The sequence below is a fragment of the Bartonella sp. AC62GZZY genome, from assembly GCF_042196525.1.
In the GTDB taxonomy this organism is placed as follows: domain Bacteria; phylum Pseudomonadota; class Alphaproteobacteria; order Rhizobiales; family Rhizobiaceae; genus Bartonella.
The window spans coordinates 222,402-244,283 of record NZ_JBHIQN010000001.1 but is presented as its reverse complement, the minus strand read 5'-3'; the positions used below and the strand labels follow the sequence as shown (position 1 = coordinate 244,283).

Annotated in this window: 22 protein-coding genes; 11 read left to right on the top strand and 11 right to left on the bottom strand. The window is 36.1% G+C overall.

Annotated features, from left to right (window positions below):
• Nucleotides 1-326: 326 nt before the first annotated feature.
• On the top strand, nt 327-1,031 hold the full coding sequence (lexA, locus tag ACFIML_RS01105) for a transcriptional repressor LexA (RefSeq protein ID WP_375606879.1): 705 nt from the start codon (nt 327-329) through the stop codon (nt 1,029-1,031).
• A 498-nt stretch (nt 1,032-1,529) separates the two neighbouring features.
• A complete protein-coding gene (gene rimO, locus ACFIML_RS01100; RefSeq protein ID WP_375606880.1) occupies nt 1,530-2,843 on the top strand; it encodes a 30S ribosomal protein S12 methylthiotransferase RimO in 1,314 nt (437 codons plus the stop codon).
• 539 nt (nt 2,844-3,382) lie between these two features.
• Here rimO and ttcA read toward each other — a convergent pair.
• The 4 genes from ttcA to ACFIML_RS01080 all read right to left on the bottom strand — a co-directional run bounded on the left by ttcA (nt 3,383) and on the right by ACFIML_RS01080 (nt 6,968).
• A complete protein-coding gene (ttcA, locus tag ACFIML_RS01095; RefSeq protein WP_375687174.1) occupies nt 3,383-4,258 on the bottom strand; it encodes a tRNA 2-thiocytidine(32) synthetase TtcA in 876 nt (291 codons plus the stop codon).
• 265 nt (nt 4,259-4,523) lie between these two features.
• Nucleotides 4,524-5,141, bottom strand: coding sequence for a 30S ribosomal protein S4 (gene rpsD / locus ACFIML_RS01090; RefSeq protein WP_375606882.1), 618 nt, complete (start codon nt 5,139-5,141; stop codon nt 4,524-4,526).
• 170 nt (nt 5,142-5,311) lie between these two features.
• Nucleotides 5,312-6,139 carry a glutamate racemase gene (gene murI / locus ACFIML_RS01085; protein ID WP_375606883.1) on the bottom strand — a complete coding sequence of 276 codons (828 nt, stop codon included), beginning with the start codon at nt 6,137-6,139 and terminating at the stop codon, nt 5,312-5,314.
• Nucleotides 6,132-6,968: an RNA methyltransferase gene (locus tag ACFIML_RS01080; protein ID WP_375606884.1), complete on the bottom strand. Its 837-nt coding sequence runs from the start codon at nt 6,966-6,968 to the stop codon at nt 6,132-6,134. Before ACFIML_RS01080 ends, murI begins: the two co-directional genes overlap by 8 nt.
• Nucleotides 6,969-7,217: 249 nt before the next feature.
• Here ACFIML_RS01080 and sfsA point away from each other — a divergent pair, with 249 nt between their 5' ends.
• Genes sfsA through radC form a run of 3 tightly spaced genes read left to right on the top strand, consistent with a single transcriptional unit; the run spans nt 7,218 to nt 9,569 of the window.
• Complete coding sequence (gene sfsA / locus ACFIML_RS01075; RefSeq protein WP_375686520.1) at nt 7,218-7,934, top strand: DNA/RNA nuclease SfsA; 717 nt, start codon at nt 7,218-7,220, stop codon at nt 7,932-7,934.
• Nucleotides 7,927-8,757 carry a type I methionyl aminopeptidase gene (gene map, locus ACFIML_RS01070; RefSeq protein WP_375606886.1) on the top strand — a complete coding sequence of 277 codons (831 nt, stop codon included), beginning with the start codon at nt 7,927-7,929 and terminating at the stop codon, nt 8,755-8,757. The genes sfsA and map overlap by 8 nt, the downstream gene beginning before the upstream one ends.
• Before the next feature lie 17 nt (nt 8,758-8,774).
• A complete protein-coding gene (gene radC / locus ACFIML_RS01065; RefSeq protein ID WP_375606887.1) occupies nt 8,775-9,569 on the top strand; it encodes a DNA repair protein RadC in 795 nt (264 codons plus the stop codon).
• Between the two features lie 45 nt (nt 9,570-9,614).
• Here the strand turns inward: radC and ACFIML_RS01060 are convergent, their stop codons facing one another.
• The 4 genes from ACFIML_RS01060 to ACFIML_RS01045 all read right to left on the bottom strand — a co-directional run bounded on the left by ACFIML_RS01060 (nt 9,615) and on the right by ACFIML_RS01045 (nt 12,554).
• Nucleotides 9,615-9,827: a DUF3126 family protein gene (locus ACFIML_RS01060; RefSeq protein ID WP_375606888.1), complete on the bottom strand. Its 213-nt coding sequence runs from the start codon at nt 9,825-9,827 to the stop codon at nt 9,615-9,617.
• Between the two features lie 608 nt (nt 9,828-10,435).
• Nucleotides 10,436-11,209, bottom strand: a complete 774-nt coding sequence (locus ACFIML_RS01055; RefSeq protein ID WP_375608351.1) for an alpha/beta fold hydrolase — start codon at nt 11,207-11,209, stop codon at nt 10,436-10,438.
• Entirely contained in the window at nt 11,206-11,718 is a 513-nt protein-coding gene (locus tag ACFIML_RS01050) for a DUF192 domain-containing protein (protein WP_375687172.1), read from the bottom strand. Before ACFIML_RS01050 ends, ACFIML_RS01055 begins: the two co-directional genes overlap by 4 nt.
• A 260-nt stretch (nt 11,719-11,978) precedes the next feature.
• Nucleotides 11,979-12,554 carry a cold-shock protein gene (locus ACFIML_RS01045; protein WP_375606891.1) on the bottom strand — a complete coding sequence of 192 codons (576 nt, stop codon included), beginning with the start codon at nt 12,552-12,554 and terminating at the stop codon, nt 11,979-11,981.
• A gap of 325 nt (nt 12,555-12,879) precedes the next feature.
• On the opposite strand from ACFIML_RS01045, the gene ACFIML_RS01040 reads away from it, so the two are divergent.
• The 5 genes from ACFIML_RS01040 (at nt 12,880) to ACFIML_RS01020 (ending at nt 17,737) form a co-directional block, all read left to right on the top strand.
• A complete protein-coding gene (locus tag ACFIML_RS01040; protein ID WP_375606892.1) occupies nt 12,880-14,013 on the top strand; it encodes an ABC transporter substrate-binding protein in 1,134 nt (377 codons plus the stop codon).
• A 113-nt stretch (nt 14,014-14,126) separates the two neighbouring features.
• Nucleotides 14,127-15,203, top strand: a complete 1,077-nt coding sequence (locus ACFIML_RS01035; protein ID WP_375606893.1) for a branched-chain amino acid ABC transporter permease — start codon at nt 14,127-14,129, stop codon at nt 15,201-15,203.
• The gene (locus ACFIML_RS01030; protein WP_375606894.1) at nt 15,203-16,261 is read left to right on the top strand and encodes a branched-chain amino acid ABC transporter permease; all 1,059 of its coding nucleotides are present in this window, start codon (nt 15,203-15,205) and stop codon (nt 16,259-16,261) included. Before ACFIML_RS01035 ends, ACFIML_RS01030 begins: the two co-directional genes overlap by 1 nt.
• On the top strand, nt 16,258-17,040 hold the full coding sequence (locus ACFIML_RS01025; RefSeq protein ID WP_375614116.1) for an ABC transporter ATP-binding protein: 783 nt from the start codon (nt 16,258-16,260) through the stop codon (nt 17,038-17,040). Before ACFIML_RS01030 ends, ACFIML_RS01025 begins: the two co-directional genes overlap by 4 nt.
• Nucleotides 17,027-17,737: an ABC transporter ATP-binding protein gene (locus tag ACFIML_RS01020; RefSeq protein ID WP_375606896.1), complete on the top strand. Its 711-nt coding sequence runs from the start codon at nt 17,027-17,029 to the stop codon at nt 17,735-17,737. The genes ACFIML_RS01025 and ACFIML_RS01020 overlap by 14 nt, the downstream gene beginning before the upstream one ends.
• 88 nt (nt 17,738-17,825) lie before the next feature.
• Here ACFIML_RS01020 and gatA read toward each other — a convergent pair whose 3' ends face one another.
• Together gatA and gatC are read right to left on the bottom strand one after the other, a co-directional pair.
• Nucleotides 17,826-19,313 (bottom strand): Asp-tRNA(Asn)/Glu-tRNA(Gln) amidotransferase subunit GatA, encoded by a 1,488-nt coding sequence (gene gatA / locus ACFIML_RS01015; RefSeq protein WP_375610377.1) that lies wholly within the window; start codon nt 19,311-19,313, stop codon nt 17,826-17,828.
• A gap of 31 nt (nt 19,314-19,344) precedes the next feature.
• Nucleotides 19,345-19,632 carry an Asp-tRNA(Asn)/Glu-tRNA(Gln) amidotransferase subunit GatC gene (gatC, locus tag ACFIML_RS01010; protein ID WP_375606898.1) on the bottom strand — a complete coding sequence of 96 codons (288 nt, stop codon included), beginning with the start codon at nt 19,630-19,632 and terminating at the stop codon, nt 19,345-19,347.
• A gap of 147 nt (nt 19,633-19,779) precedes the next feature.
• Between gatC and ruvX the strand changes: the two genes are divergently transcribed.
• Nucleotides 19,780-20,259 (top strand): Holliday junction resolvase RuvX, encoded by a 480-nt coding sequence (gene ruvX, locus ACFIML_RS01005; protein WP_375606899.1) that lies wholly within the window; start codon nt 19,780-19,782, stop codon nt 20,257-20,259.
• Here ruvX and ACFIML_RS01000 read toward each other — a convergent pair.
• The gene (locus ACFIML_RS01000) at nt 20,244-21,863 is read right to left on the bottom strand and encodes an acyl-CoA dehydrogenase family protein (RefSeq protein WP_375606900.1); all 1,620 of its coding nucleotides are present in this window, start codon (nt 21,861-21,863) and stop codon (nt 20,244-20,246) included. The two genes, ruvX and ACFIML_RS01000, sit on opposite strands and share 16 nt — an antisense overlap.
• Nucleotides 21,864-21,882: the final 19 nt, after the last annotated feature.

Below are 21,882 nucleotides of genomic sequence, written 5' to 3'. Positions count from 1 at the left end.
ATATTTTTAAAAGAGAAAGATACCACTGATCATAAACTTTAGTGTCGAATAATTCAGTTTATTTCAGAGCTATAAAATATTTTTATATATGATGTAATATTAATGTATTTATATAATGTATAAATAATATTTTAATAATGTTATTAAATAAATAATTTTATATTTATAATACATTAAATATAAATAAACATATTAACTTATTAAATTCACTTATAAGATCAAAAATAAAGCAAATAATTTTGATTTAGCGAAAAAAACTTGCATAATTATTATGTATACACGTATTTTTACTTTATTCCTTTTTATTATTTTGATTGGAACATTGAATGCTGACATGTAAACAATATGAGTTACTCTTGTTTATTCACAATCATATAAAAGAAACAGGAGTTTCTCCTTCTTTTGAAGAAATGAAAAATGCATTAGAACTTTCTTCAAAGTCTGGTATTCATAAGCTTATTATAGCTTTAGAACAAAGAGGTTTTATACGTCGTTTGCCCAATCGTGCGCGTGCAATGGAGGTGATTCGACTCCCTGAGAAAATAACATTTAACCTTTCTTTAGCACGTAAGATTTCTCCCAGTATGATAGAAAAAAATAAAAGAGAAATATCAAAAAACTTGAGTAATTTTGAAGTAGAAGAAAAAAAAAATACCACCATTCCCATTATGGGACGCATTTCTGCGAGCGTTCCTGCTTCTGCTATACTGCAACAAACAAGCACACTTTCTCTTCCACACGATATGGTTAATACAGGTGAGCACTATGCACTAGAAGTTAAAGATAATTCTATGGTGGAGGCTGGTATCCTTGATAAAGATACGATCATTGTGAAACGCCAAAATACAGCAATATCAGGTGAAATTATTGTCGCGTTTATTGATAAAAAAGAGGCAACATTAAAACGTTATCGACGCAAAGGAGCCTCTATTGCATTAGAAGCTGCGAATCCTCACTATGAAGTACGTACATACAAATCCGAGCGTGTAGAGATACAAGGCAAGCTTACTGGACTTATTCGTAAATATTAAATAACAATAATATTAAATAACAATCGCATTTTATATTACGCTATACATACGCCAATAAAATACAGTAAAAAAAACCGTTGGACATTTTTAATATTGTGCCACAAGAAATTGATTTTCTTCTCACTCCTCAAAAGACATCCTCCCCCAATCTGATCTGAGAATAATTCAGATTCTTGTTGAATGAATTCTTTTTTCCCTTCCCTTTTACGCGCTTCACTTACGCAAGGCTTGATAAGTAAGCTTAGAAATATTCATTACACGCTCTAAAGTACTGAATGTTTTAAGGAGTTTGCTTTATATCATCGCTCTCAACGATGGTATTTTACAGTATAATAAGATAAAATCATATGCATGTATAAAATCACGTAAAATATTGTAGAAAAAAATCAAATAAATTTGTAACAGATTGTATTGCATATGTATAAAAATAAAGAACATTTTTTCTTTTTAAGCCAATAAAAGAGTCATTCAATTGTTCATAGTCATTATAGGATTATTATGGTTGCACCTCGTATTAGTTTTGTCTCTCTCGGATGCCCAAAAGCACTCGTAGATTCTGAGCGAATTATTACACGCCTTCGCTCTGAAGGGTATGAGATTTCACGTCAACATCAAGGAGCTGATGTCGTTATTGTGAATACCTGTGGTTTTCTTGACTCGGCAAGGAGAGAATCATTAGCCAATATTGATGAAGCTCTTAAAAAAAATGGAAAAGTTATTGTAACAGGGTGTCTTGGTGCTGATCCTGATGCTATTCGCCAAACATATCCTAATGTATTGGCTATTACAAAACCGCAAGCTTATGAAAGCGTTATAGAAGCTGTTCATACAGCAATTCCCCCTGTTCATGATCCTTTTCTTGATTTAGTTCCTCCCCAAGGTATTCGTTTAACTCCTCGCCATTATGCCTACTTAAAGATTTCTGAAGGATGCTCTAATCGGTGTAGTTTTTGTATCATACCTACTTTGCGTGGTGATCTCACTTCACGTCCCATCAGCGATGTTCTTCGTGAAGCTGAAAAACTCGTGCAAGCGGGTGTAAAAGAACTTTTGGTTATTTCACAAGATACGAGTGCTTATGGTGTTGATCTTAAATATCTCGAAAATTCTTGGAAAGATCGTACAATCAAAACCAAATTCTTTGATCTTTGTCGCGAATTAGGCGATATGGGTATTTGGGTACGTATGCATTACGTTTATCCTTATCCCCATGTTGATGAAGTTATCGAACTTATGGCTGCAAAAAAAATTCTTCCTTATCTGGATATACCTTTTCAGCATGCATCACCGACTGTTTTGCGTCACATGAAGCGTCCCGCACTTATGGAAAAAACAAACCGTAGAATTGAAAAATGGCGAAAAATATGTCCAGATCTTACTTTGCGATCAACATTTATAGTTGGTTTTCCTGGTGAAACGAATGAAGATTTTAATATACTTCTAGAATGGCTAGAAGAAGCAAAAATTGAACGCGCTGGGTGCTTTAAATATGAAGAAGTAAAAGGAGCTGCCGCAAATGATTTGGGATTAAAAAATATTCCTGAGGAGGTGAAAGAAAACCGCTGGCATCGTTTTATGGCAAAACAACAACAAATTTCTACACATCTTTTAAAGAAAAAAATTGGAAAAAGACTCCGAGTGCTTATCGATGAAAGTCAAGGAAAAGTTGCCAAAGGACGTAGTCAATACGATGCTCCAGAAATAGATGGTGTTGTCCATATATCATCACGACGTCCACTGCGTGTTGGTGAATTTGTCACTGTTAAAATCGAACAATCGGATGCCTATGACCTTTATGGTATAGCAGTTTAAAAAATTAACTCCCTCCCTATCCTCAATGATGAAGATTTCTATTAGCATCGGTTTGTAAAAAGATCAGCTACTCACAATCGAACTTGATCACTTATATAGCTTACTTCATGAGAATTTACGAGCAATCTTTGCTCTGAATGTTTGCTATACACTCCCAAAATACCAAGCAGTTATATATTCTCTTAATTTAATACCTTATAAATGAGCTTTAAATGACGGTGACGGCGGCGCAAAAGAATAAAATCCACAAGGTTTCCCATTTTTAATTAACAAAAGAGCAAATCGACAGCCGTATTATTTTTTCATTTTTCATATTACGACAGTCATTGGTTAGTGAAAGGAAACTTTTTTCAAGAGTGTTTTATGCACACAAGAATTTCCTTTGTGATATGCAAACGGATGTTTTTTATGGATGCAATATAAGAGAATTTGAAACAAAACAATCTGACGATATTTAAATGAAAAAAATAAATTATCATTATAAATAAGTCTCTTATCTTAAACTCTTTAAACTTATTTTTTTTAATATCTAATTTTTATTAACACGTTTTAAAATCAAAGAATTTCTTATCAAGCAAATGACTTGGGCGCACATTTGTTAAAGCGCGAATCATCGTATCTTTACGTCCTGGCATTTGTTTTTCAATGTTTTTCAGCATTTCTTTCATTGCATTACGTTGTAACCCATCTTGACTGCCGCAAAGATTACAAGGAATAATTGGGAATTGCATTGCTTGAGAAAATTTTTCCATATCTTCTTCAGCAGCATAGACAAGAGGACGTAATACAAAAAGATCACCTTCATCATTTTTAAGTTTTCCAGGCATAGCGGCTAATCGACCACCATGAAACAAATTCATGAAAAACGTTTCCAAAACATCATCACGATGATGACCTAAAACTAATGCAGAACAGCCCTCCTCACGTGCAATGCGATAGAGATTTCCTCGTCGTAAACGAGAACAAAGGGAACAATATGTCTGCGTCTTTGCCAATTTATCTGTAACAATGGAATAAGTATCCTGATATTCAATACGATAGGGAATTTTATAAGAACTTAAAAAGTCTGGAAGAATATGTTTCGGGAATCCTGGTTGTCCTTGATCAAGATTACAAGCAAGAATTTCAATGGGTAAAAGACCACGCCATTTTAAGTCTAAAAGAAGCGCTAATAAACCATAAGAGTCTTTTCCACCCGATAAAGCGACAAGCCATTTTTTTCCCGTAGAGAGCATAGAAAAATCATCCAAAGCCTGCCGCATATGACGCAAAAGCCGTTTGCGCAATTTATTAAATTCTACGCTGGAAGGAGCAACCCGAAATATTGGATGACATTCATCTGCTTCTCTTTCCAAAAGATCATCTCTCTCTTCGTTTTCCTCTATTGCCTGATATTCAACTGAAACATCATTCATAATACCATATCCTGCACAAGTAATAGCTCGTTTTGCAAAGACAGAAACAAATATAAAGTAAACTTACATTTATGTTTTTTGAATTTATAAAATTAGATACATAAAAAAGAAATGGAACTATATAAGTTTATCGCTCTAAAACATAGCAATAAACTTAATATAGAACCATTCACAAAAAACACTTGTTAACTTCAAAGATTATAAAAAACACACTATTTTGAAGTTATAATCACAGAAAGAGGAAAACATGTTTCCTCATAAAAAATTATCGAGAATAAAATTCAACAACCAAATTAGGTTCCATTTGCACAGCATAAGGAACATCTGCAAAAGCAGGAATACGTGTAAAGGTTGCTTTCATCTGTTTATGATCAGCTTCAATATAATCAGGGACATCACGTTCTGCCAATTGTACTGCTTCTAAAACTAAAACAAGTTGTTTTGATTTTTCCCGAACCTCAATAACATCACCAGGCTTACAACGATAAGATTGAATATTTGTACGCCGCCCATTTACGTTAACATGACCGTGGTTGATAAATTGACGAGAAGCAAAAATTGTAGGTACAAATTTTGCGCGATAGACGACAGCATCCAAACGTGACTCTAACAGACCGATAAGATTTTCACCAGTATCACCCCGTCGACGAGCGGCTTCTTCATAAGTTTTATGAAATTGCTTTTCTGAAATATCTCCATAAAACCCTTTCAGCTTTTGTTTAGCGCGCAACTGCACCCCATAGTCAGAAAGTTTTCCTTTACGACGCTGTCCATGCTGACCTGGACCATAATCACGACGATTGACGGGAGATTTTGGACGACCCCAAATATTTTCTCCCATACGACGGTCAATTTTATACTTTGTTGTTTCGCGTTTACTCATCGCATTTCCTTTAAAATAAAACACGAGATCTTAAGACCCCAAGGAAACGCGCCCTCCTCTGCCTTTAAATACTAAAGACTGACAGAATACCTTAACATATCAATATGCAAAGTTATCCACGGGACACGTCAATTAATGCCATTTTCTTGAAAGAAAAAGCTGGAACAGTTCTATTGATCTCGTATCCCAAAGTCAACTCTTTTCATGAGCTTTAAGCCAAATCCTTTTAATAAACGCTCCGTTGAAGAAGTGACTTTTTTTGATGTTAGCAACACAAAATCTTGATATTTCTTTACAGGTTGCTGCTGTATTTTTTCCGACAATGGCAATAATGATCTGGTATGTTTAGCGATAGCCTTTGCTGGATCAATCCATTTAACGGACCATAAAGCTTGTTCACGAAAGAAGCTAATCAAAAAAGGATAATGTGTGCAGGCTAAAACAATAATATCAGTATATTTGCCATTTTTTTCCACAAAACATGGCAGGATTTCTTTCTTTATCTCTTTCGAATCGATAGATTTTCCCCGTAAATAATTTTCAGCAAATCCAGCAAGCTTTTCACTTCCCACAAGCTGAACATGACACTGTCCAGCAAAAGAGTTGATTAATTCATTTGTATAAGCACGTTTAACTGTTCCAGGGGTTGCTAATACGGAAATAAAACCAGATTTCGTCTGTTCAGCAGCTAATTTAATTGCAGGAACCGTTCCTACAAAAGGAACATGAGGAAAATTTTGTCGTAAATCTGCCATCATCAGTGTAGAAACAGTATTGCAAGCAATGACACATAAGGCGGGATTATAACGTGTTAAAAGATTTGTAAAAATCTTTAAAATATGGTCTTTCAAAACATTTTCTTCCCAATTGCCATAAGGGAATCCCGCATCATCAGCCACATAAATAAATTGCCTTTCAGGGATAAGAACACGCACTTCCCTTAAGACAGTTAAACCACCAATACCACTATCAAAAAAAAGAACAGGCTGTTCATCCATCAGTTTTCACACTTGTTTGTAATTTTTTACGGTCGCGCTCTTTAGGTGCTCCACTCCCCCTTGGATATTGTGGTGAAAAATAATCCAGTGAAGATATAACGCCCCGCAATAAACGAACCTCAGGTTCACTAAAGTTAGCACGCGTAAAAACAGAGCGTAAATTTGCAAGCATCACTTCTTTGCGTTCTGGGGGTCTAAAATATCCACGAATATCCAAAGCCTCTTCTAACTGAGATAAAAAACCATGAAATATTGTTTTATTTGCAGGTTCCATCTCTGCGGCACGAAATGCCGTATCGCTGACATTCTCTAGACCTGTTTTCATCCATTCGTAAGACATTAAAAGAACCGCTTGCGCAATATTGAGAGATGCAAAAGCAGGATTAACTGGAAAAGTGATGATTTCATCAACAAGACTGATTTCATCATTTTCTAGTCCCCATCTCTCTCTTCCAAAGACAATACCTGTCTTATGTCCGATACTTTCACGCTGACGTAATACGCTTGCTGCTTCGACAGCACTTTTTACAGTTTTAAATCCACATCTTTCACGCGCTGTTGTGGCAAAAACATAGTGTAAATCTGCAATTGAATCACGCAATGTATCAAAAATCACAGCGTTGTTAATGACATGATCAGCTTTACTTGCAGCAGCTCTAGCTTTTTCATTTGGAAACATTTCTCGAGGATTGACTAATCGAAGCTTAGAAAGCCCAAAATTCGCCATTGCCCTTGCGACCATACCAATATTTTCAGGAAGCTGCGGTTCAACTAAAATAATAACGGGACCATTTGTTAAATTTTCACGATTCTTATTCGTTCCTGCCATCAATACTCCCTAATTGCACTTAACTTATGCTCCATTCGCTGTTTTTTTAAAAGCAATCTTCTTCAAAGTACACCAATGCTTGTTAATAATAAATTTTAAAAGCCATTCAAAGTAGACTATGGAGTTTATACAATTTATATAAGATATCGTAACATTTTTTACATTAATTTTATCTTGTTTAGTAGGTGACAACTCCTACCCGTCATAATCTCAGTTGAATTATGAAATCATAAATCCTAAAAAAGGAATATGTATTTTATTCCCAAACTTTTTCCTGCAAAGCTTATCCGTCGTTATAAACGTTTTCTTGCGGATGTTAAACAAGATGATCAACATGTTTTCACCGTGTCGGTCCCTAATACAGGATCAATGCTTGGATTAACAGCTTCCAACTCCAATATTTGGCTTTCATATCATAACAACAGCAAGCGAAAATATGCCTATCAATTAGAAATTGTTGAAACCGATAATACTTTGGTTGGCATTAATACCACTTTACCTAATAAACTCGCACTAGAAGCAATTCAAAACGGATTACTACCAGAATTAAGTGGGTATAAAACAATCTTAAAAGAACAACGCTATGGGATACAATCACGAATTGACTTTCTTTTACGTGATGACATTCTTCCTGATTGTTACCTAGAAGTTAAAAATGTTCATTTTATTCGTCAAAAAGGATTAGCAGAATTTCCTGATACAGAAACAAAACGTGGTGCACGTCACCTTGAAGAACTTATAGGGGTTGTACAACAAGGAAAACGAGCAGCTATGCTTTATATTATTCAACGAGAAGATTGCTCAGCTTTTACAATTTGTCATGATCTTGATCCACTCTATGGACGTAAGTTTGATTTAGCATTAAAATCAGGAGTAGAATGTTATGCTGTAAAGTGTCATGTAAGTGTAGAAGGCATTTTTCCGATTCAGAGAGTGAAAATAGAAAACAGAAGAAACAATGACTGAGTATATTGAATATAATGAAATACCTTTAAAATTTAATGGGAAAATCCGCATTTTTGATGATTATGCTTTTGCTAAAATGCGTGAAGTTGGTCGTATTGCTGCAGAATGCCTTGATGCGCTTACGGATATTATTAAGCCAGGTGTTACTACGCAAGAAATTGATGATTTTGTATTCATTTTTGGTGCTAAGCGAGGAGCTCTTCCTGCTGATTTAAATTATCATGGATACAGCCATTCATGCTGTACATCCATCAATCACGTTGTTTGTCATGGTATTCCCAATAAAAGACCCTTGCAAGAAGGCGATATTGTGAATGTTGATGTAACCTTTATCCTTGATGGTTGGCATGGAGATTCAAGTCGAATGTATCCTGTTGGAAAAATCAGACGTGCTGCAGAACGCCTTTTACAAATAACCTATGAAAGTCTTATGAAAGGAATTGCTGTTGTTAAGCCTGGAGCAACCACAGGTGATATTGGTGCTGCTATTCAACAGTATGCAGAATCTGAACGGTGCTCAATTGTGAGAGATTTTTGCGGACATGGTATCGGTCAGCTTTTTCATGATGCACCCAATATCCTCCATTATGGAAACCCTGGAGAAGGAGTCGAATTAAAACAAGGTATGATGTTTACAATTGAGCCTATGATTAACCTTGGTAAGCCACAAGTTAAGATTTTATCTGATGGTTGGACTGCCGTTACCCGCGACCGCTCTTTGACAGCACAATATGAACATACGATTGGTGTCACAAATGAGGGGTGTGAAATATTTACACAATCTCCTAAAAATATTTTTTATATTCCCAATTCGTATACCTAATGCACTGTAGAGATGTTATGGCTAAAAAATTAAATCAAAAGGAAGATATTCAAAGTAATCACTTTGCATTAACATCAAGTTTTCCACTCATCCCAGTATCTGAAAGAAAAAGTAAAGAGCCTGAGAAAAACACACAGCTTCATAAACATTATCAAGGACATCGTGAACGTCTTCGGAAACGCTATTTAAAGTCAAAAGGAAATGCAATTGAAGATTATGAATATCTTGAATTATTGCTTTTTCGCACAATCCCCCGCGCAAATACAAAACCCATAGCTAAAAATTTGATAGCACGTTTTGGTTCATTAGCTGATGTATTGGGAGCTGATATTCACCGGCTTCAAGAAGTTCAAGGATGTGGTCCCGCAACTGCAATTGATTTAAAAATTATCTCAGATGTTGCTGGACGTCTTGCTCGTGCACAATTATTTAAACGCGATATTTTTTCATCATGGGATAAAGTGTTAGCTTATTGTAAAGCTGTTATGGCTCACGAAACCCGTGAACAATTTCGTATTTTATTTCTTGATAAGAAAAACGGCTTACTTGCTGATGAGGTGCAACAAACTGGAACTATTGATCATACCCCTGTGTATCCTCGTGAAGTTATTTCTCGAGCTTTAGAGTTATCCGCATCAGGATTGATTTTAGTCCACAATCACCCTTCTGGCGATTCCACACCATCTGACGCAGATATAACAATGACATACAGATTAAAAGACGCAGCAAATGCATTAGGCATTACTATCCACGATCACCTTATTATCGCACGAAATAACCACACGAGCTTTAAAGCATTAAAGCTTATATAAACCTTATAGGATGAAAAAAGGCTTCATTCAACAATGAATAACGAATCAATTTTCTAAATCAATATCTAATATAGCCATTGAAAAATTATAGGACAGCTCATCTTCATCTTCATCTCGATAAATAATACCTAAAAACTCATCCCCCATATAAACCTCACAAGAATCATCTTTCTTAGGCCGTGCTTTGACGTGCAATGCTGAGTTTTGGAATATATTTTTTAAATAATTATTAAGTTTTTTTATTTCATCAGCATTCACTATACTCTCCTATTTTTTGAGACAATTAAAACAATTGCGTGTCATGCAAATAAGACACACCTATGATTCTATAAAGTTAGTAAAAAAGCTTAATCTGAATATTCACTTAATATTACATATATTTACACTGCTTTTTATACATTCATAAAAAACTTCTACAAAAGGAATCCTCATTATTAAATATACCCGTATAAATTAAAAAACGGCAGAAAATTGTATATTTTTAATAATTTTACTTTATTTCTAATTTTAGCATCTGCATTTACAGATTCCTATTCGGGAGAAAAATTGATCAACCATTTATAGTTTTGTTCCTTCTATAAAAAATTCAAAGAACAAAACTTTTTTATTTAAAGCTACAGTTTTTAGCAAAAAACATTATTATATCATTAAAAAATAATTCTTTTTAACGACTTTTTAAAGTAGATATTGTCTAACCTTAGAAGAATTACATCTCTAAAAAATATACAAAATAAGCTAATAAGAGTTCATTTTTCTCTCCATTTTTATAAGAATTCATTTCATAATGGGAAATTTTTAAATAAGCTTTCAGTTTATATAGAAGAATATTAGGTATTTTTGTAAATACTAAAACCTATGAAGAATGCTTATTTTATAGGATAACGAGAAAGAAAATCGATAACTCCTTTTTTATAAACTTTATCGCCTACAGCAAGCATATGATCACGACCAGGAATTGATAAAGCTTCACCATAAGGCAACAAGGCTGCTAATGGCTCTGCAGCGCCACCAATTTCATCTAATGAACCAACGGCAACAAGTGCAGGTTGTTCGATTTTGTAAATTTCAGATGCCGTTAACTCCTGTTTTGATGTGATAATACAAGCAGCCAGAGCACGTCTATCGCTTTTCGTTTGATCAGCAAATTTACGGAACATTAAACCGCGCGTATTGGTAATGGTAGAAATATCTTCCGCTAAAAGAGCTTCAGCCACAGGCTCCCAATTTCCTGCTCCCGTTACCATACCAATACCTAAACCACCAAAAATAACGCTGTTCACATATGTTGGATGCAAAAGAGCCATAAAAGCACTAATACGAGCTCCCATAGAATATCCCATAACATGGGCTTTAGATAACTCTAAATGCTGTAGTAACTTTATCGCATCACCAGCCATAGCTTGAGGTGTATAAAAAGCAGGATCATAACTTTTAACTGAATCTCCGTGACCGCGATTATCAAGAGCAATAACACGATATCCTGCTTCCGTGAGAATACGAAACCAACCTGTCGCATACCAATTCACCCGTGCAGAAGATCCAAAACCATGGATCAACAAAACAGGAGCGCCTTGCCCTTCTTCTCGATAAGCAAATCGCAAACCATCATATTCAAAAAAACGAATATCTTCAGCGGTCATTTTTTATTGCACTTTCCACAAAGTACAGGATGAATAACACGTTGCCCTTTTTGTATCTGTTTTTCAGAAACTTCACCAGCATTAACTTCAAGTGCAAAAGCTGCAGGAACTCCTGATGAAATAGTGTTTGTTGAAAATGGAGAAGTATTTTCAATAATCGATACAATAATTCCCTCAGAGTTTAAAAAAATCATATCTAAAGGTAAAGGTGTATTTGCCATCCACATAAAAAACTTCTGCTCATCTCCCGATAGATAACCTTTTTGCTGCTTAAAGAGCATTGCACGATCGCGTGGAAAATCAGTCCGATACATTAAACCAGCTGCTGCTTGAGATGGTGTAAAAGCAAGCTCTACCTTATAATAAATCGCACCTTGCTTTGTATGTATTTCTAAAGGAATTGGATGAACGGGAATCTCTATGGGCTTCTTTGCTAAAACAACATGCACGTTTAACATAAAAAGTATCGCCAATAAAATGACATGCTCTTTTTTAAAAGGCTTTAACATTCTTGTCTCCACCACAGAAAAATTTCAAACTTTGTTTCTAAAATAAAAAGTGCTAAAAAATCAAAAAAAGAGAGCTGTTTCCTTGTTTTTTTCTTTTTTTTCTCAACACAATAGGCGCAATTTTTCCATTTGGTTTATCGATTCACGAGAGTCATATTTTCTTGAAATATATTTACCTCTCTAGCTTTTTATGCAATAATTACCTTTAAAAAACACAGAAAACATACTGATTTTACTAGTGAAATTCAATGCATAATAATTTAATGCGTAGAAAAAGGAATACCTATATCTGGATAAATTTCTGCTGTCATTAAACCTTTTTCCCCTTTTCCAAAACGCACAAGAACAACTTGGCCCGAACGAAGCTCTGCTAAACCAAAACGGCGCAACGTCTCCATATGAATAAAAATATCTTCTGTTCCTTGTCCACGGCTAAGAAAACCGAAACCTTTATCACGATTAAACCATTTAACAATTGCACGTTCTAGGCCACTTTCTGGAGTCACAACAACATGGGTACGGGCTGGAACTTCTGATGGGTGAACAGCTGAAGAACAATCTATGGATTTCACCTGAACGCACTTTAATCCTCGTTCAGTTTTTTCCACAGCACAAATAACTTTAGCTCCTTCCATCGCTGTTTGAAAACCATCCCGTCGCATTACTGTAACATGCAATAATATATCGGGAAAATGAGGTAAATCAGGTACAATAAATCCATACCCCTTACTACCATCAAACCACTTAATGACACCACTTATTTCAATAATCTCTCCACAAGCACCTATACTCTCCTCAGATAGGGAACAATCCTTTAATGCATCCTTACTCGTCATAATAACGTGATCCTGTAGCTTTTATAAATTGTACGATATTGATTCTCTAAGTTTAAGTAAACATTGCTCTTGTACCAACACGCAAGTCCCAAGATAAGATTTCCCCATATTGTCGTATCTTCTATGTTAACATCAGAGAATATCAACATGAATATTTATAAAACTATTTGATTGTACGCTTTATATATCTTACAAGGAATGCCCTACAAAAGAGATCATATAAAAGGTTTTTTTACATAATGATATTTTCATTAATGTGTAACTTGCATGATGAAGAAGTTCAATATAAGGTGCAAAAACGACAATTCAATTAAGGAAAATGCGCATGCAATTGAAAAAAATCCTTACGACAATCACAGCATTCATGGCATTTACAGCAAATGTGTATGCAAGTGAACCTATCAAAATTGGTGTTTATCTTCCATTAAGTGGTCAAAATGCATTTGGAGGTCAGCTTGAAATTAGAGGTATAGAATTAGCCCATAAAAAAGTTCCAGAAATTTTAGGCCGTAAAGTGGAACTTGTTATTATTGATAATAAGTCTGATAAAGTAGAAGCAGCTAATGCTGTTATGCGTTTAACAGCAAGTGAAAAAGTGAGTGGAATCATTGGCAGCTATGGCTCTTCGCTTTCGTTGGCAGGTGGTGAAATATCTGAAAAAGCAAAGACTCCAACCATTGCAACGTCCTCAACGAGTCCCCTTGTTACACAGGGTAAAAAATATTACTTTCGCGCTTGCTTTATTGATTCCTATCAAGGAGTAGGAATCGCAACTTATGTAAGCCAAACTTTACACGCAAAAAAAGCTGCTATCCTCAAAGATATTTCAAACGATTATGCTATTGGTCTTGCAAGTTATTTTACACGTGCTTTCAAAAAATTAGGTGGTGAAGTTATCTCAAATTTAAACTATAATTCCGGAGATCAGGATTTTTCAGCTGTTCTTACGCAAATTATTGCACAAAAACCTGATATTTTATTCATTCCATCTTATTTTTCTGAAGGTGCTATCATCATGAAACAAGCACGAGAATTAGGAGCGAAGTTTCAAATTATGGGTGGAGATGCTATGGATAATCCAGAAACCATTACGATTGCAGGAAAAGCGGCAGAAGGTTTCTTACATACAACACTTCCCTATAGTGAGGATATGCCAAATATGTCAGTAGCTGCGCAAGAATTCACAAAAGAATGGAGAGAAGCTTACCCTGACAAAGAGCCAAATATCAATTCTGTTTTAGGGTACACGAGTTATATGATGTTTATGAAGGCTATTGAAAATGCAGGTAGCGCTGATCGTGAAAAAATTACTATCGCACTTAGCAAATTAAAAGATTTTCCAACCCCCTTTGGTGATATGTCCATGGATGAAAATCATAATCCTAAAATTCCTATTGGTATCATTAAAATACAGGATGGAAAACGTGTTTATTTAGAAGAAGTTAAACCTGCTTTTTAATTAAGAAGTTTTACTAATGAAAATACAAGAATTGGTTGAGGATCTTTTCTCAACCAAAAACTTAAAGGTTTCTTGTTGTCTTATGTAAATTAACAAATGTGGAAGGATGAGAGATGAGCACTGAAATGTTCATCCAGTATTTTTTTAATGCACTGGCATTGGGATCTCTTTATGGACTTATCGCTATTGGTTATACTATGGTCTACGGTATACTGAGACTCATTAATTTTGCTCACGGTGATATTTTTATGCTGGGAGCATATTTTGTTTTCTTTTCCACAATTGGCTTTATGCCTGCTTGGGCAGCCCTTCTTCTTTTGTTCCTCGCTGCTCTTGTTTATTATTCGGTCTTTGTAGGGTTTAAAAGGCGTCCTCCAATTTATTGGATTGCTGTTTTTTTAATTCTTGCTTTAGGGTTTGTTTATTACTTTAAAATTTCTCCACAGGATTTCACTCCGATTTGGGTTTTAGCGCTTTGTTTTTCCATTTTTATTACAAGTGCAGTGGGTGTTACTGTTGATCAACTTGCCTATAAACCTCTACGCCATGCTCCACGTATCTCGGCATTGATCGGTGCGATCGGTGTTTCTTTTTTTATTGAAAATCTTGCTACTGTACTCTTTAGTGGTATTCCGAAAGGTGTAAAACAACCAGATTTTCTTGTAACACCATTTTTATGGCATCTAGGATCAGACGCAGATGGTATCATTAGAATTGCTCCTATGTCTCTGATTGTTCCTGTTGTGTCATTAATTCTTATTGTATTACTGTTATGGATTATCCATAAAACGAAACCGGGTCTTGCTATGCGTGCAATCTCCCATGATATTGAAACGACGCGTTTGATGGGTGTATCTGTTAATAAAGTCATTGCATTTACATTTGGAATAGGCTCAGCACTTGCCGCTATATCAGGCATTATGTGGTCTTTGCGCTATCCTCAAATTCAGCCTTATATGGGTGTTCTTCCTGGTCTCAAAGCATTTATCGCTGCTGTTATCGGAGGGATTGGTTCGATACCAGGAGCAATGTTGGGAGGATTGTTATTAGGGTTTATTGAAATTATGATTATCGCATTTTTCCCCGCGCTATCTGGATATCGAGATGCCTTCGCTTTCATTTTATTGATTCTGATTTTATTGATATTGCCCACAGGATTAATGGGTAAAAAAAGTCAGGAGAAAATCTAATGGCAAAGTCAGTGACAACTATTTTATCGTGTATAAGTGTTTTAGTTCTCATAGGTTTTTTATTTTATGCTGATAGCCATTTTAATGACTATACGCTTCGTATCATAAATCTGATTGCTATTAATGCGATACTGGCAATTTCGCTTAATTTGATTTATGGTTTTACAGGTATGTTTTCTCTTGGACATGCTGGCTTTATGGCTATTGGTGCTTATGTCTGCGCAATTTTACTGCTTTCTCCTGAACAAAAAGAGATGATGTGGATTCTTGAGCCTATCGCTGAACCATTGTATCATCTGCAATTACCTTTTTTCATTGCTGTTGTTGTAAGTGGTTTGTGTGCCGCAGTTGTAGGTTTATTGATTGCTTTGCCAATATTGCGTCTTGGTGGTGATTATCTTGGAATTGCAACATTGGGTTTTGCAGAAATTATTCGCATTGTCATTACAAATGCAACATCGCTCACAAATGGCTCTTTAGGAATCAAAGGAATACCTCAAAATGCAACATTATGGTGGAACTATGGTTGGCTAGCATTCACAGTTCTCTTTATTGTTCTCTTACTGCGAAGCAATACTGGTAATGTATTACGTGCTATTCGTGATGATGAAATAGCTGCGAAAACTATGGGAATTAACGCTTTTTTCTACCGTAGTTTTTCTTTTACTGTTGGAGCGTTTTTTGCAGGTATAGGTGGAGCATTAATGGCTGCTCTTATTTCAACCATTGATCCCAAAATGTTTAATTTTCTTCTCACTTTTAATATTTTGATGATTGTTGTTGCTGGTGGTTTGGGTTCAATTACAGGGAGTATTATTGGTAGCATTGTTATTACAGTTATGCTTGAATGGCTTCGTATTATTGAAAGTCCATTTGACTTAGGTTTTATACATATTCCAGAAACACCAGGACTTCGTATGGTTGTTTTTTCTCTTTTATTGCTGGTAATTATCTTGTTTTGGAGAAAAGGCTTGATGGGACAACGTGAATTCTCATGGAATGGAATTTATAGCTTTCTGATACGCAAAAAACTTTCTAATACTGAGGGAAATCTATGAACGACACCATCCTTTCACTCAACGAGATCGTCATGCGTTTTGGCGGATTAGTTGCTGTAAATAATATTAATATGGCAATTAAACGAGGAAGTATTACTGGATTAATTGGTCCCAATGGTGCTGGAAAAACAACAGTTTTCAATATGATTTCGGGATTTTATGCCCCTACGAGCGGTATCATTTTTTTTGATGAGCAAAAAATTTCTGGAGCACCTCCTTATATTATCTGCAGACGCCATATCGCCCGAACATTTCAAAATATTCGTCTTTTTTCAGGGTTAACGGTTTTGCAAAATGTTATGGTGGGGGCGCATGTTCGACAAAAATATCCTTGGTTTTCTTCAGCTCTATTTTTTTCAAAAGCAATGAAAGAAAAAAAAGAAATTTATAAAAATTCTATGGAGCTTCTTGAACGGCTACAACTTGATCACCTTGCCAATCAATCGGCAACAGCTTTACCTTATGGTGTGCAGCGACGTCTAGAAATTGCACGTGCGTTAGCCACAAAGCCCAAATTGCTTCTTCTTGATGAACCTGTTGCTGGCATGAATCCACAAGAAAGCGAAGATCTTAAAGAATTTATAACAAAAGTGCAAAAAGACTTTGATCTTACAATTCTTCTTATCGAGCATGATATGAAAGTGGTTATGGGACTTTGCCAACATATTTTAGTCATGGAACATGGCTGTTGCATTGCCAATGGTACACCAGATGAAATTCGTAATAACCCTAAAGTTATTGAAGCTTATCTTGGCGGAGATGTGTATGGATATTCTTAAAATAAAAAATCTTCACGTTCATTATGGTGCCATTAAAGCTGTCCAAGATCTTTCTATGTCCATAAAAAAAGGAAGTATTGTCACTTTAATTGGCGCCAATGGTGCAGGAAAAAGCAGTATTGTACGTTCTATTACAGGACTCAATCGCTCTGTGTATGGAGAAATTACCTATAATGGCAAATCAATTATTAAAAAGTCACCAGAAGAGATTTTGCGTTTAGGGATTGCTCTCAGTCCTGAAGGGCGTCGTATTATGCCTCATCTCACTGTTTTAGAGAATCTCCATCTAGGTGCTTATATCCGTCATGATAAACAGGGAATTTCTCGTGATATTGAATGGATATTTGATCTTTTTCCGCGCCTACGTGAAAGATCAAAACAGTTGGGAGGAACAATGTCAGGTGGGGAACAACAAATGGTTGCTGTAGGCCGCGCACTCATGAGCAATCCTGATATGGTCATATTAGATGAACCGTCGTTGGGATTAGCGCCCCTTCTCGTTCGGGAAATTTTTTCAATTATCCGAAAAATTAATGATATGGGAAAAACTGTTCTTCTTATTGAGCAAAATGCATTTGCTGCACTTTCCATAGCTGACTATGCTTATATTTTAGAGGTAGGGCATATTTTATTTCACGGTGAAGGTAAAGCTATGCTTTCTGATCCACGTGTTAAAGAAGCCTATCTTGGTGGATAAAGGCTACAAATTAAGGAAATAAAGTTCTCCCCTCCTCCTTTTAAAAAAGCATCTCTCTATTTAATGAGAAATGCTTTTTTGCGCTTAACTATGATATCCACCATTTTTCTGCACAGTATACTCCTGCTGCTTGTTCAATAATGTGCGCTATCTGAAAAATAACTTCCTCAGAAAAAGGTTTACCAATCAATTGCAGTCCTAACGGTAAACCATTTGATGACAGACCAGCAGGAACAGAAATTCCTGGTAAACCAGCCATATTAACTGGTACCGTAAAAATATCATTAAGATACATTGCGACAGCATCATTTTTTATTTTTTCATCAGCAATACCAAAAGCAGGTGTTGGTGTTGCTGGTGTCAAAATAGCATCAATGCCTGAAGCAAAACATTGGTCAAAATCACGCTTTACGAGTGTTCTTACTTTTTGAGCTCTTAAATAACAGGCATCATAATACCCAGATGAAAGAACATAAGTTCCAACCAGAATGCGCCGTTTGACTTCATCTCCAAAACCAACAGAACGCGTATTTTCATACATCTCAATGATGTCTTTTCCAGGCATGCGCAAACCAAAACGCACACCATCATAACGCGCTAAATTAGAAGAGGCTTCTGCAGGAGCGATAATGTAATAAGAAGGTAGAGCATATTTTGTATGGGGCAAAGAAATATCTTTAATCTCAGCACCTGCTTCTTTTAACCAATTTATTCCTTTTTGCCAAAGCTCAATAATTTCTGGAGACATTCCATCTACATGATATTCTTTTGGAATACCGATTTTCATTCCTTTGATTGATTGACCAAGATAACTTTCATAATCAGGAACTGGTAAATTGACGGAAGTAGAATCTTTTTCATCAAAAGAGGCCATTGATCTTAGTAAAATAGCACAATCACGAACATCTCTAGCAACAGGTCCAGCTTGATCAAGAGATGAAGCAAACGCAACAACGCCCCATCGCGAACAACGTCCATAAGTTGGCTTTATTCCTACAGTTCCAGTAAAAGCTGCGGGTTGACGTATTGAGCCACCTGTATCGGTTGCAGTTGCACCAGCACAAATTTGTGCCGCAACAGCGGCTGCGGATCCCCCCGAAGAACCACCGGGTACGAGTTTTTCATTTGAGCCTTTTTTTCTCCATGGACTAATAACGGGACCATAATATGATGTTTCGTTGGATGAGCCCATAGCAAACTCATCCATATTAAGTTTTCCTAACATCACAGCACCATCTTGCCATAAATTAGCCGTGACAGTTGATTCATAGTGCGGTTTAAAACCATCAAGGATATTTGAACAGGCTTGAGTATGAACACCATAGGTTGCAAAAAGATCTTTAATCCCCAAGGGAATTCCTTCCAAAAGCCCTTCCTGCCCTCTCGCTAAGCGACTGTCTGATTCAGCAGCCATTTTCATTGCCTGTTCTGCTGTTATTGTTACATAAGCATTCAAAATTGGATTAGCTGATTCTATTGCTTGTAAATAAGCTTCCGTTAATTCTGTTGCTTTGAGATTTTTCTTTATTAAAGCATCACGAGCTTGCGCAATTGTGAGAGTTGTTAAATCAGTCATATTGGTTCTCAAATTTCAAAAATATAAAAAGTTACTCAACAATTTTTGAGACAAGAAAAAAATTTTCTTCTGTAACAGGGGCATTGGCTACAATATCTGCTGCTTTATCGCCATCTGTAACACTATCTTCACGCATTCGTAGAGTCATCGGCATCACAGAAGTTAATGGCTCAACTCCACTGACATCAACTTCATTCAATTGCTCTACAAAACCTAAAATAGCATTGAATTTTTTTGTCACAGGTTCTATCTCATCATCGTGGAGAGCAATCCTTGCTAAATGTGCTATCCGCTTGACTGTCTCTTGATCAACAGACATACTCTTTACGCCTTTCTGCTTTTTTGTTTATTTATTGATCTTTATTCTGGCTATACAAGGCTGCACTTGTAAGTGCAAGAATATTAGATAACATGAATAAAGAATATAACTATAGATCTGAAACATTAAAAAACGTATTATACCTTTATGACTGTTATTAATATAGATGAAGTTATAACACATCTTTTGCCTAGACAAACGATAGCAGGCTTAGATTTAGGGACAAAAACGATCGGAATTGCGATTTCTGATAGGGGGTTGATTGTCTCAAATCCGCGTCCTGTATTACAGCGAAAAAAATTTACAGAAGATGCTTACACACTTATTAAAATTTTTGACCGTGAAAATGTAGGTGTTATTATCATTGGTTTACCTCTTAACATGAATGGAAGCAGTGGCTCTCGTGTTCAAGCAACCAGAGCTTTTGTGAGCAATATGAAAGCTTATACAAAAATTCCATTTGTTTTTTGGGACGAACGTTTATCAACAATTGCTGCAGAACGGTCTCTTTTAGAAATGAATGTATCGCGCGCTAAAAGAGTAAGCCGTATTGATTCGGCAGCCGCCGCTTTTATATTGCAAGGTGCTCTCAATAGAATTCAAAACTTTCATCATATGGAAGGATAGAGGACATTGAGCAAATGCCCTGCATTATATCGCGCAATGAGCATCCCGTAAGAAGATCTCCATTGTCCCCCAAGGCGGCTTTCCATATAGGCATTCGCAACATGTTCTATGTCCGTAGAACGTAATGCTGCTGCTGCTGCTGCATAAGCTACTTGTTCAACAAAAAATCTTCCTGCACCTTCATTTGCTGATGCCATATCACCTGCTGATTTAATAATTTCAATTGCTCGGGGTCCCGCTGGTCCAATATCAAGAGCAATTTTTTCCAACAATTTCTGAAACAATCCCGGTGCTTTTTCACCAATAAGAATGGCATCCTTTACCAATTGATTAGCAGAACTATTTCTCACAATTCGCGCAGGCCCATTATGCAACATTTGTGATAATGGATTATTCTCTATAAAACTTTCAATACCAAGTTGTGCAATAATTTCACCAATAATAGGCACAACCAATTGACTTACATGATAAGCAATAATAGGTGTCATAATGCGGGCAAAAGCTGCTTCAGAACGGTCATTTGCTGCATTGTCAAATGCTCTTGCTAAACGCAAAACCAATGCTTGTGAGGCAGCTATATCTAATGCAATATCTGCAAAAATACGTTCTGTCAGTGGAGGTAAAGGCTGATTGGGCATTTTTTTCCGGAAAAAATCCATACCAAATTGAAGAGCCGCTCGTAAAACACCTGCCGATATGACAGATTGATCGAAACGCATCATCGTCTCGATATCTTTAATAACTTTAAGCCCTTCTCCAGCATTTCCCAAAAGCCAGCCATAACTGCCTTGGAAGTCGACAACCCCCTCTGGTGTTAAAAGTTCTCCAGAACGCTGAATTAAATGACGAATCGATATAGATCCATTTAATGCGCCATTTTCTTGTATGCGTGGAATAAAAAAACAACTTAAATGACCATCTAAATCTGCACTAACAAGATATCCGTCAGCGGTAGGATTAATAACGTTGGTTTTTACAACATTTAAACGATATAGATCACGTTCCATACTTTCATCGAAAGAAATTTTCTTAACACTTGGAAAATTGAAAGCGTATTTTTCAATATCGTCAAATGCACAAGTTAGAGAAGCAGCCTTTTTATGATGAATAGGCTTTGATGAGGAATCATATTGGCGTGATAAAAGGACATGTTGCCATTTTTTGAAGAGCTCAATATCACTAATTAAAACAGCAATAGCTGCACTCGTTATGATAACTTCATTCAAATGTCCTGTTTCTAAACCAGCAGATAAAGCTAAACGAATCGCACGCGCTTGATAGCGTACTCCATTTTCTGAGCTCGTATTTTCCCAAAGCGAGGTAACCAAACCTGCTTGTCTAGAATATTGTTGAAGAGCTTGATAGGAAGAATGGATCTCTAATCTTTCTGTTGGTTGCCCCCATTCATCATTATAGCATAGTAAAGGCTTATAATGATTCGCTAAGCAAGAAAGTTTCCATGCTTCTCGACTCGCGGCAAAATCCCCTATTTCTTCAAAACTTGCTAACAAAAACTTAGGCAAAGTAGAAGCAATACGAAACATAAGCGTATCGCTAAGAAATGTATTTTTTCGACGAGTATTTTGCGCAGATACAGCACTCATAGGTATATTCCTACATTCA

What these genes read in the sequence shown, in the direction of transcription:
- murI (WP_375606883.1), bottom strand. Translation starts at nt 6,139, where the DNA reads ATGGATGAACAGCCTGTTCTTTTTTTTGATAGTGGTATTGGTGGTTTA.
- gatC (WP_375606898.1), bottom strand. Translation starts at nt 19,632, where the DNA reads ATGTCTGTTGATCAAGAGACAGTCAAGCGGATAGCACATTTAGCAAGG.
- rpsD (WP_375606882.1), bottom strand. Translation starts at nt 5,141, where the DNA reads ATGAGTAAACGCGAAACAACAAAGTATAAAATTGACCGTCGTATGGGA.
- ACFIML_RS01040 (WP_375606892.1), top strand. Translation starts at nt 12,880, where the DNA reads ATGCAATTGAAAAAAATCCTTACGACAATCACAGCATTCATGGCATTT.
- ACFIML_RS01025 (WP_375614116.1), top strand. Translation starts at nt 16,258, where the DNA reads ATGAACGACACCATCCTTTCACTCAACGAGATCGTCATGCGTTTTGGC.
- gatA (WP_375610377.1), bottom strand. Translation starts at nt 19,313, where the DNA reads ATGACTGATTTAACAACTCTCACAATTGCGCAAGCTCGTGATGCTTTA.
- ttcA (WP_375687174.1), bottom strand. Translation starts at nt 4,258, where the DNA reads ATGAATGATGTTTCAGTTGAATATCAGGCAATAGAGGAAAACGAAGAG.
- ACFIML_RS01035 (WP_375606893.1), top strand. Translation starts at nt 14,127, where the DNA reads ATGAGCACTGAAATGTTCATCCAGTATTTTTTTAATGCACTGGCATTG.
- ruvX (WP_375606899.1), top strand. Translation starts at nt 19,780, where the DNA reads ATGACTGTTATTAATATAGATGAAGTTATAACACATCTTTTGCCTAGA.
- ACFIML_RS01055 (WP_375608351.1), bottom strand. Translation starts at nt 11,209, where the DNA reads ATGACCGCTGAAGATATTCGTTTTTTTGAATATGATGGTTTGCGATTT.
- lexA (WP_375606879.1), top strand. Translation starts at nt 327, where the DNA reads ATGCTGACATGTAAACAATATGAGTTACTCTTGTTTATTCACAATCAT.
- map (WP_375606886.1), top strand. Translation starts at nt 7,927, where the DNA reads ATGACTGAGTATATTGAATATAATGAAATACCTTTAAAATTTAATGGG.
- ACFIML_RS01050 (WP_375687172.1), bottom strand. Translation starts at nt 11,718, where the DNA reads ATGTTAAAGCCTTTTAAAAAAGAGCATGTCATTTTATTGGCGATACTT.
- sfsA (WP_375686520.1), top strand. Translation starts at nt 7,218, where the DNA reads ATGTATTTTATTCCCAAACTTTTTCCTGCAAAGCTTATCCGTCGTTAT.
- ACFIML_RS01000 (WP_375606900.1), bottom strand. Translation starts at nt 21,863, where the DNA reads ATGAGTGCTGTATCTGCGCAAAATACTCGTCGAAAAAATACATTTCTT.
- radC (WP_375606887.1), top strand. Translation starts at nt 8,775, where the DNA reads ATGGCTAAAAAATTAAATCAAAAGGAAGATATTCAAAGTAATCACTTT.
- ACFIML_RS01045 (WP_375606891.1), bottom strand. Translation starts at nt 12,554, where the DNA reads ATGACGAGTAAGGATGCATTAAAGGATTGTTCCCTATCTGAGGAGAGT.
- rimO (WP_375606880.1), top strand. Translation starts at nt 1,530, where the DNA reads ATGGTTGCACCTCGTATTAGTTTTGTCTCTCTCGGATGCCCAAAAGCA.
- ACFIML_RS01020 (WP_375606896.1), top strand. Translation starts at nt 17,027, where the DNA reads ATGGATATTCTTAAAATAAAAAATCTTCACGTTCATTATGGTGCCATT.
- ACFIML_RS01080 (WP_375606884.1), bottom strand. Translation starts at nt 6,968, where the DNA reads ATGGCAGGAACGAATAAGAATCGTGAAAATTTAACAAATGGTCCCGTT.
- ACFIML_RS01030 (WP_375606894.1), top strand. Translation starts at nt 15,203, where the DNA reads ATGGCAAAGTCAGTGACAACTATTTTATCGTGTATAAGTGTTTTAGTT.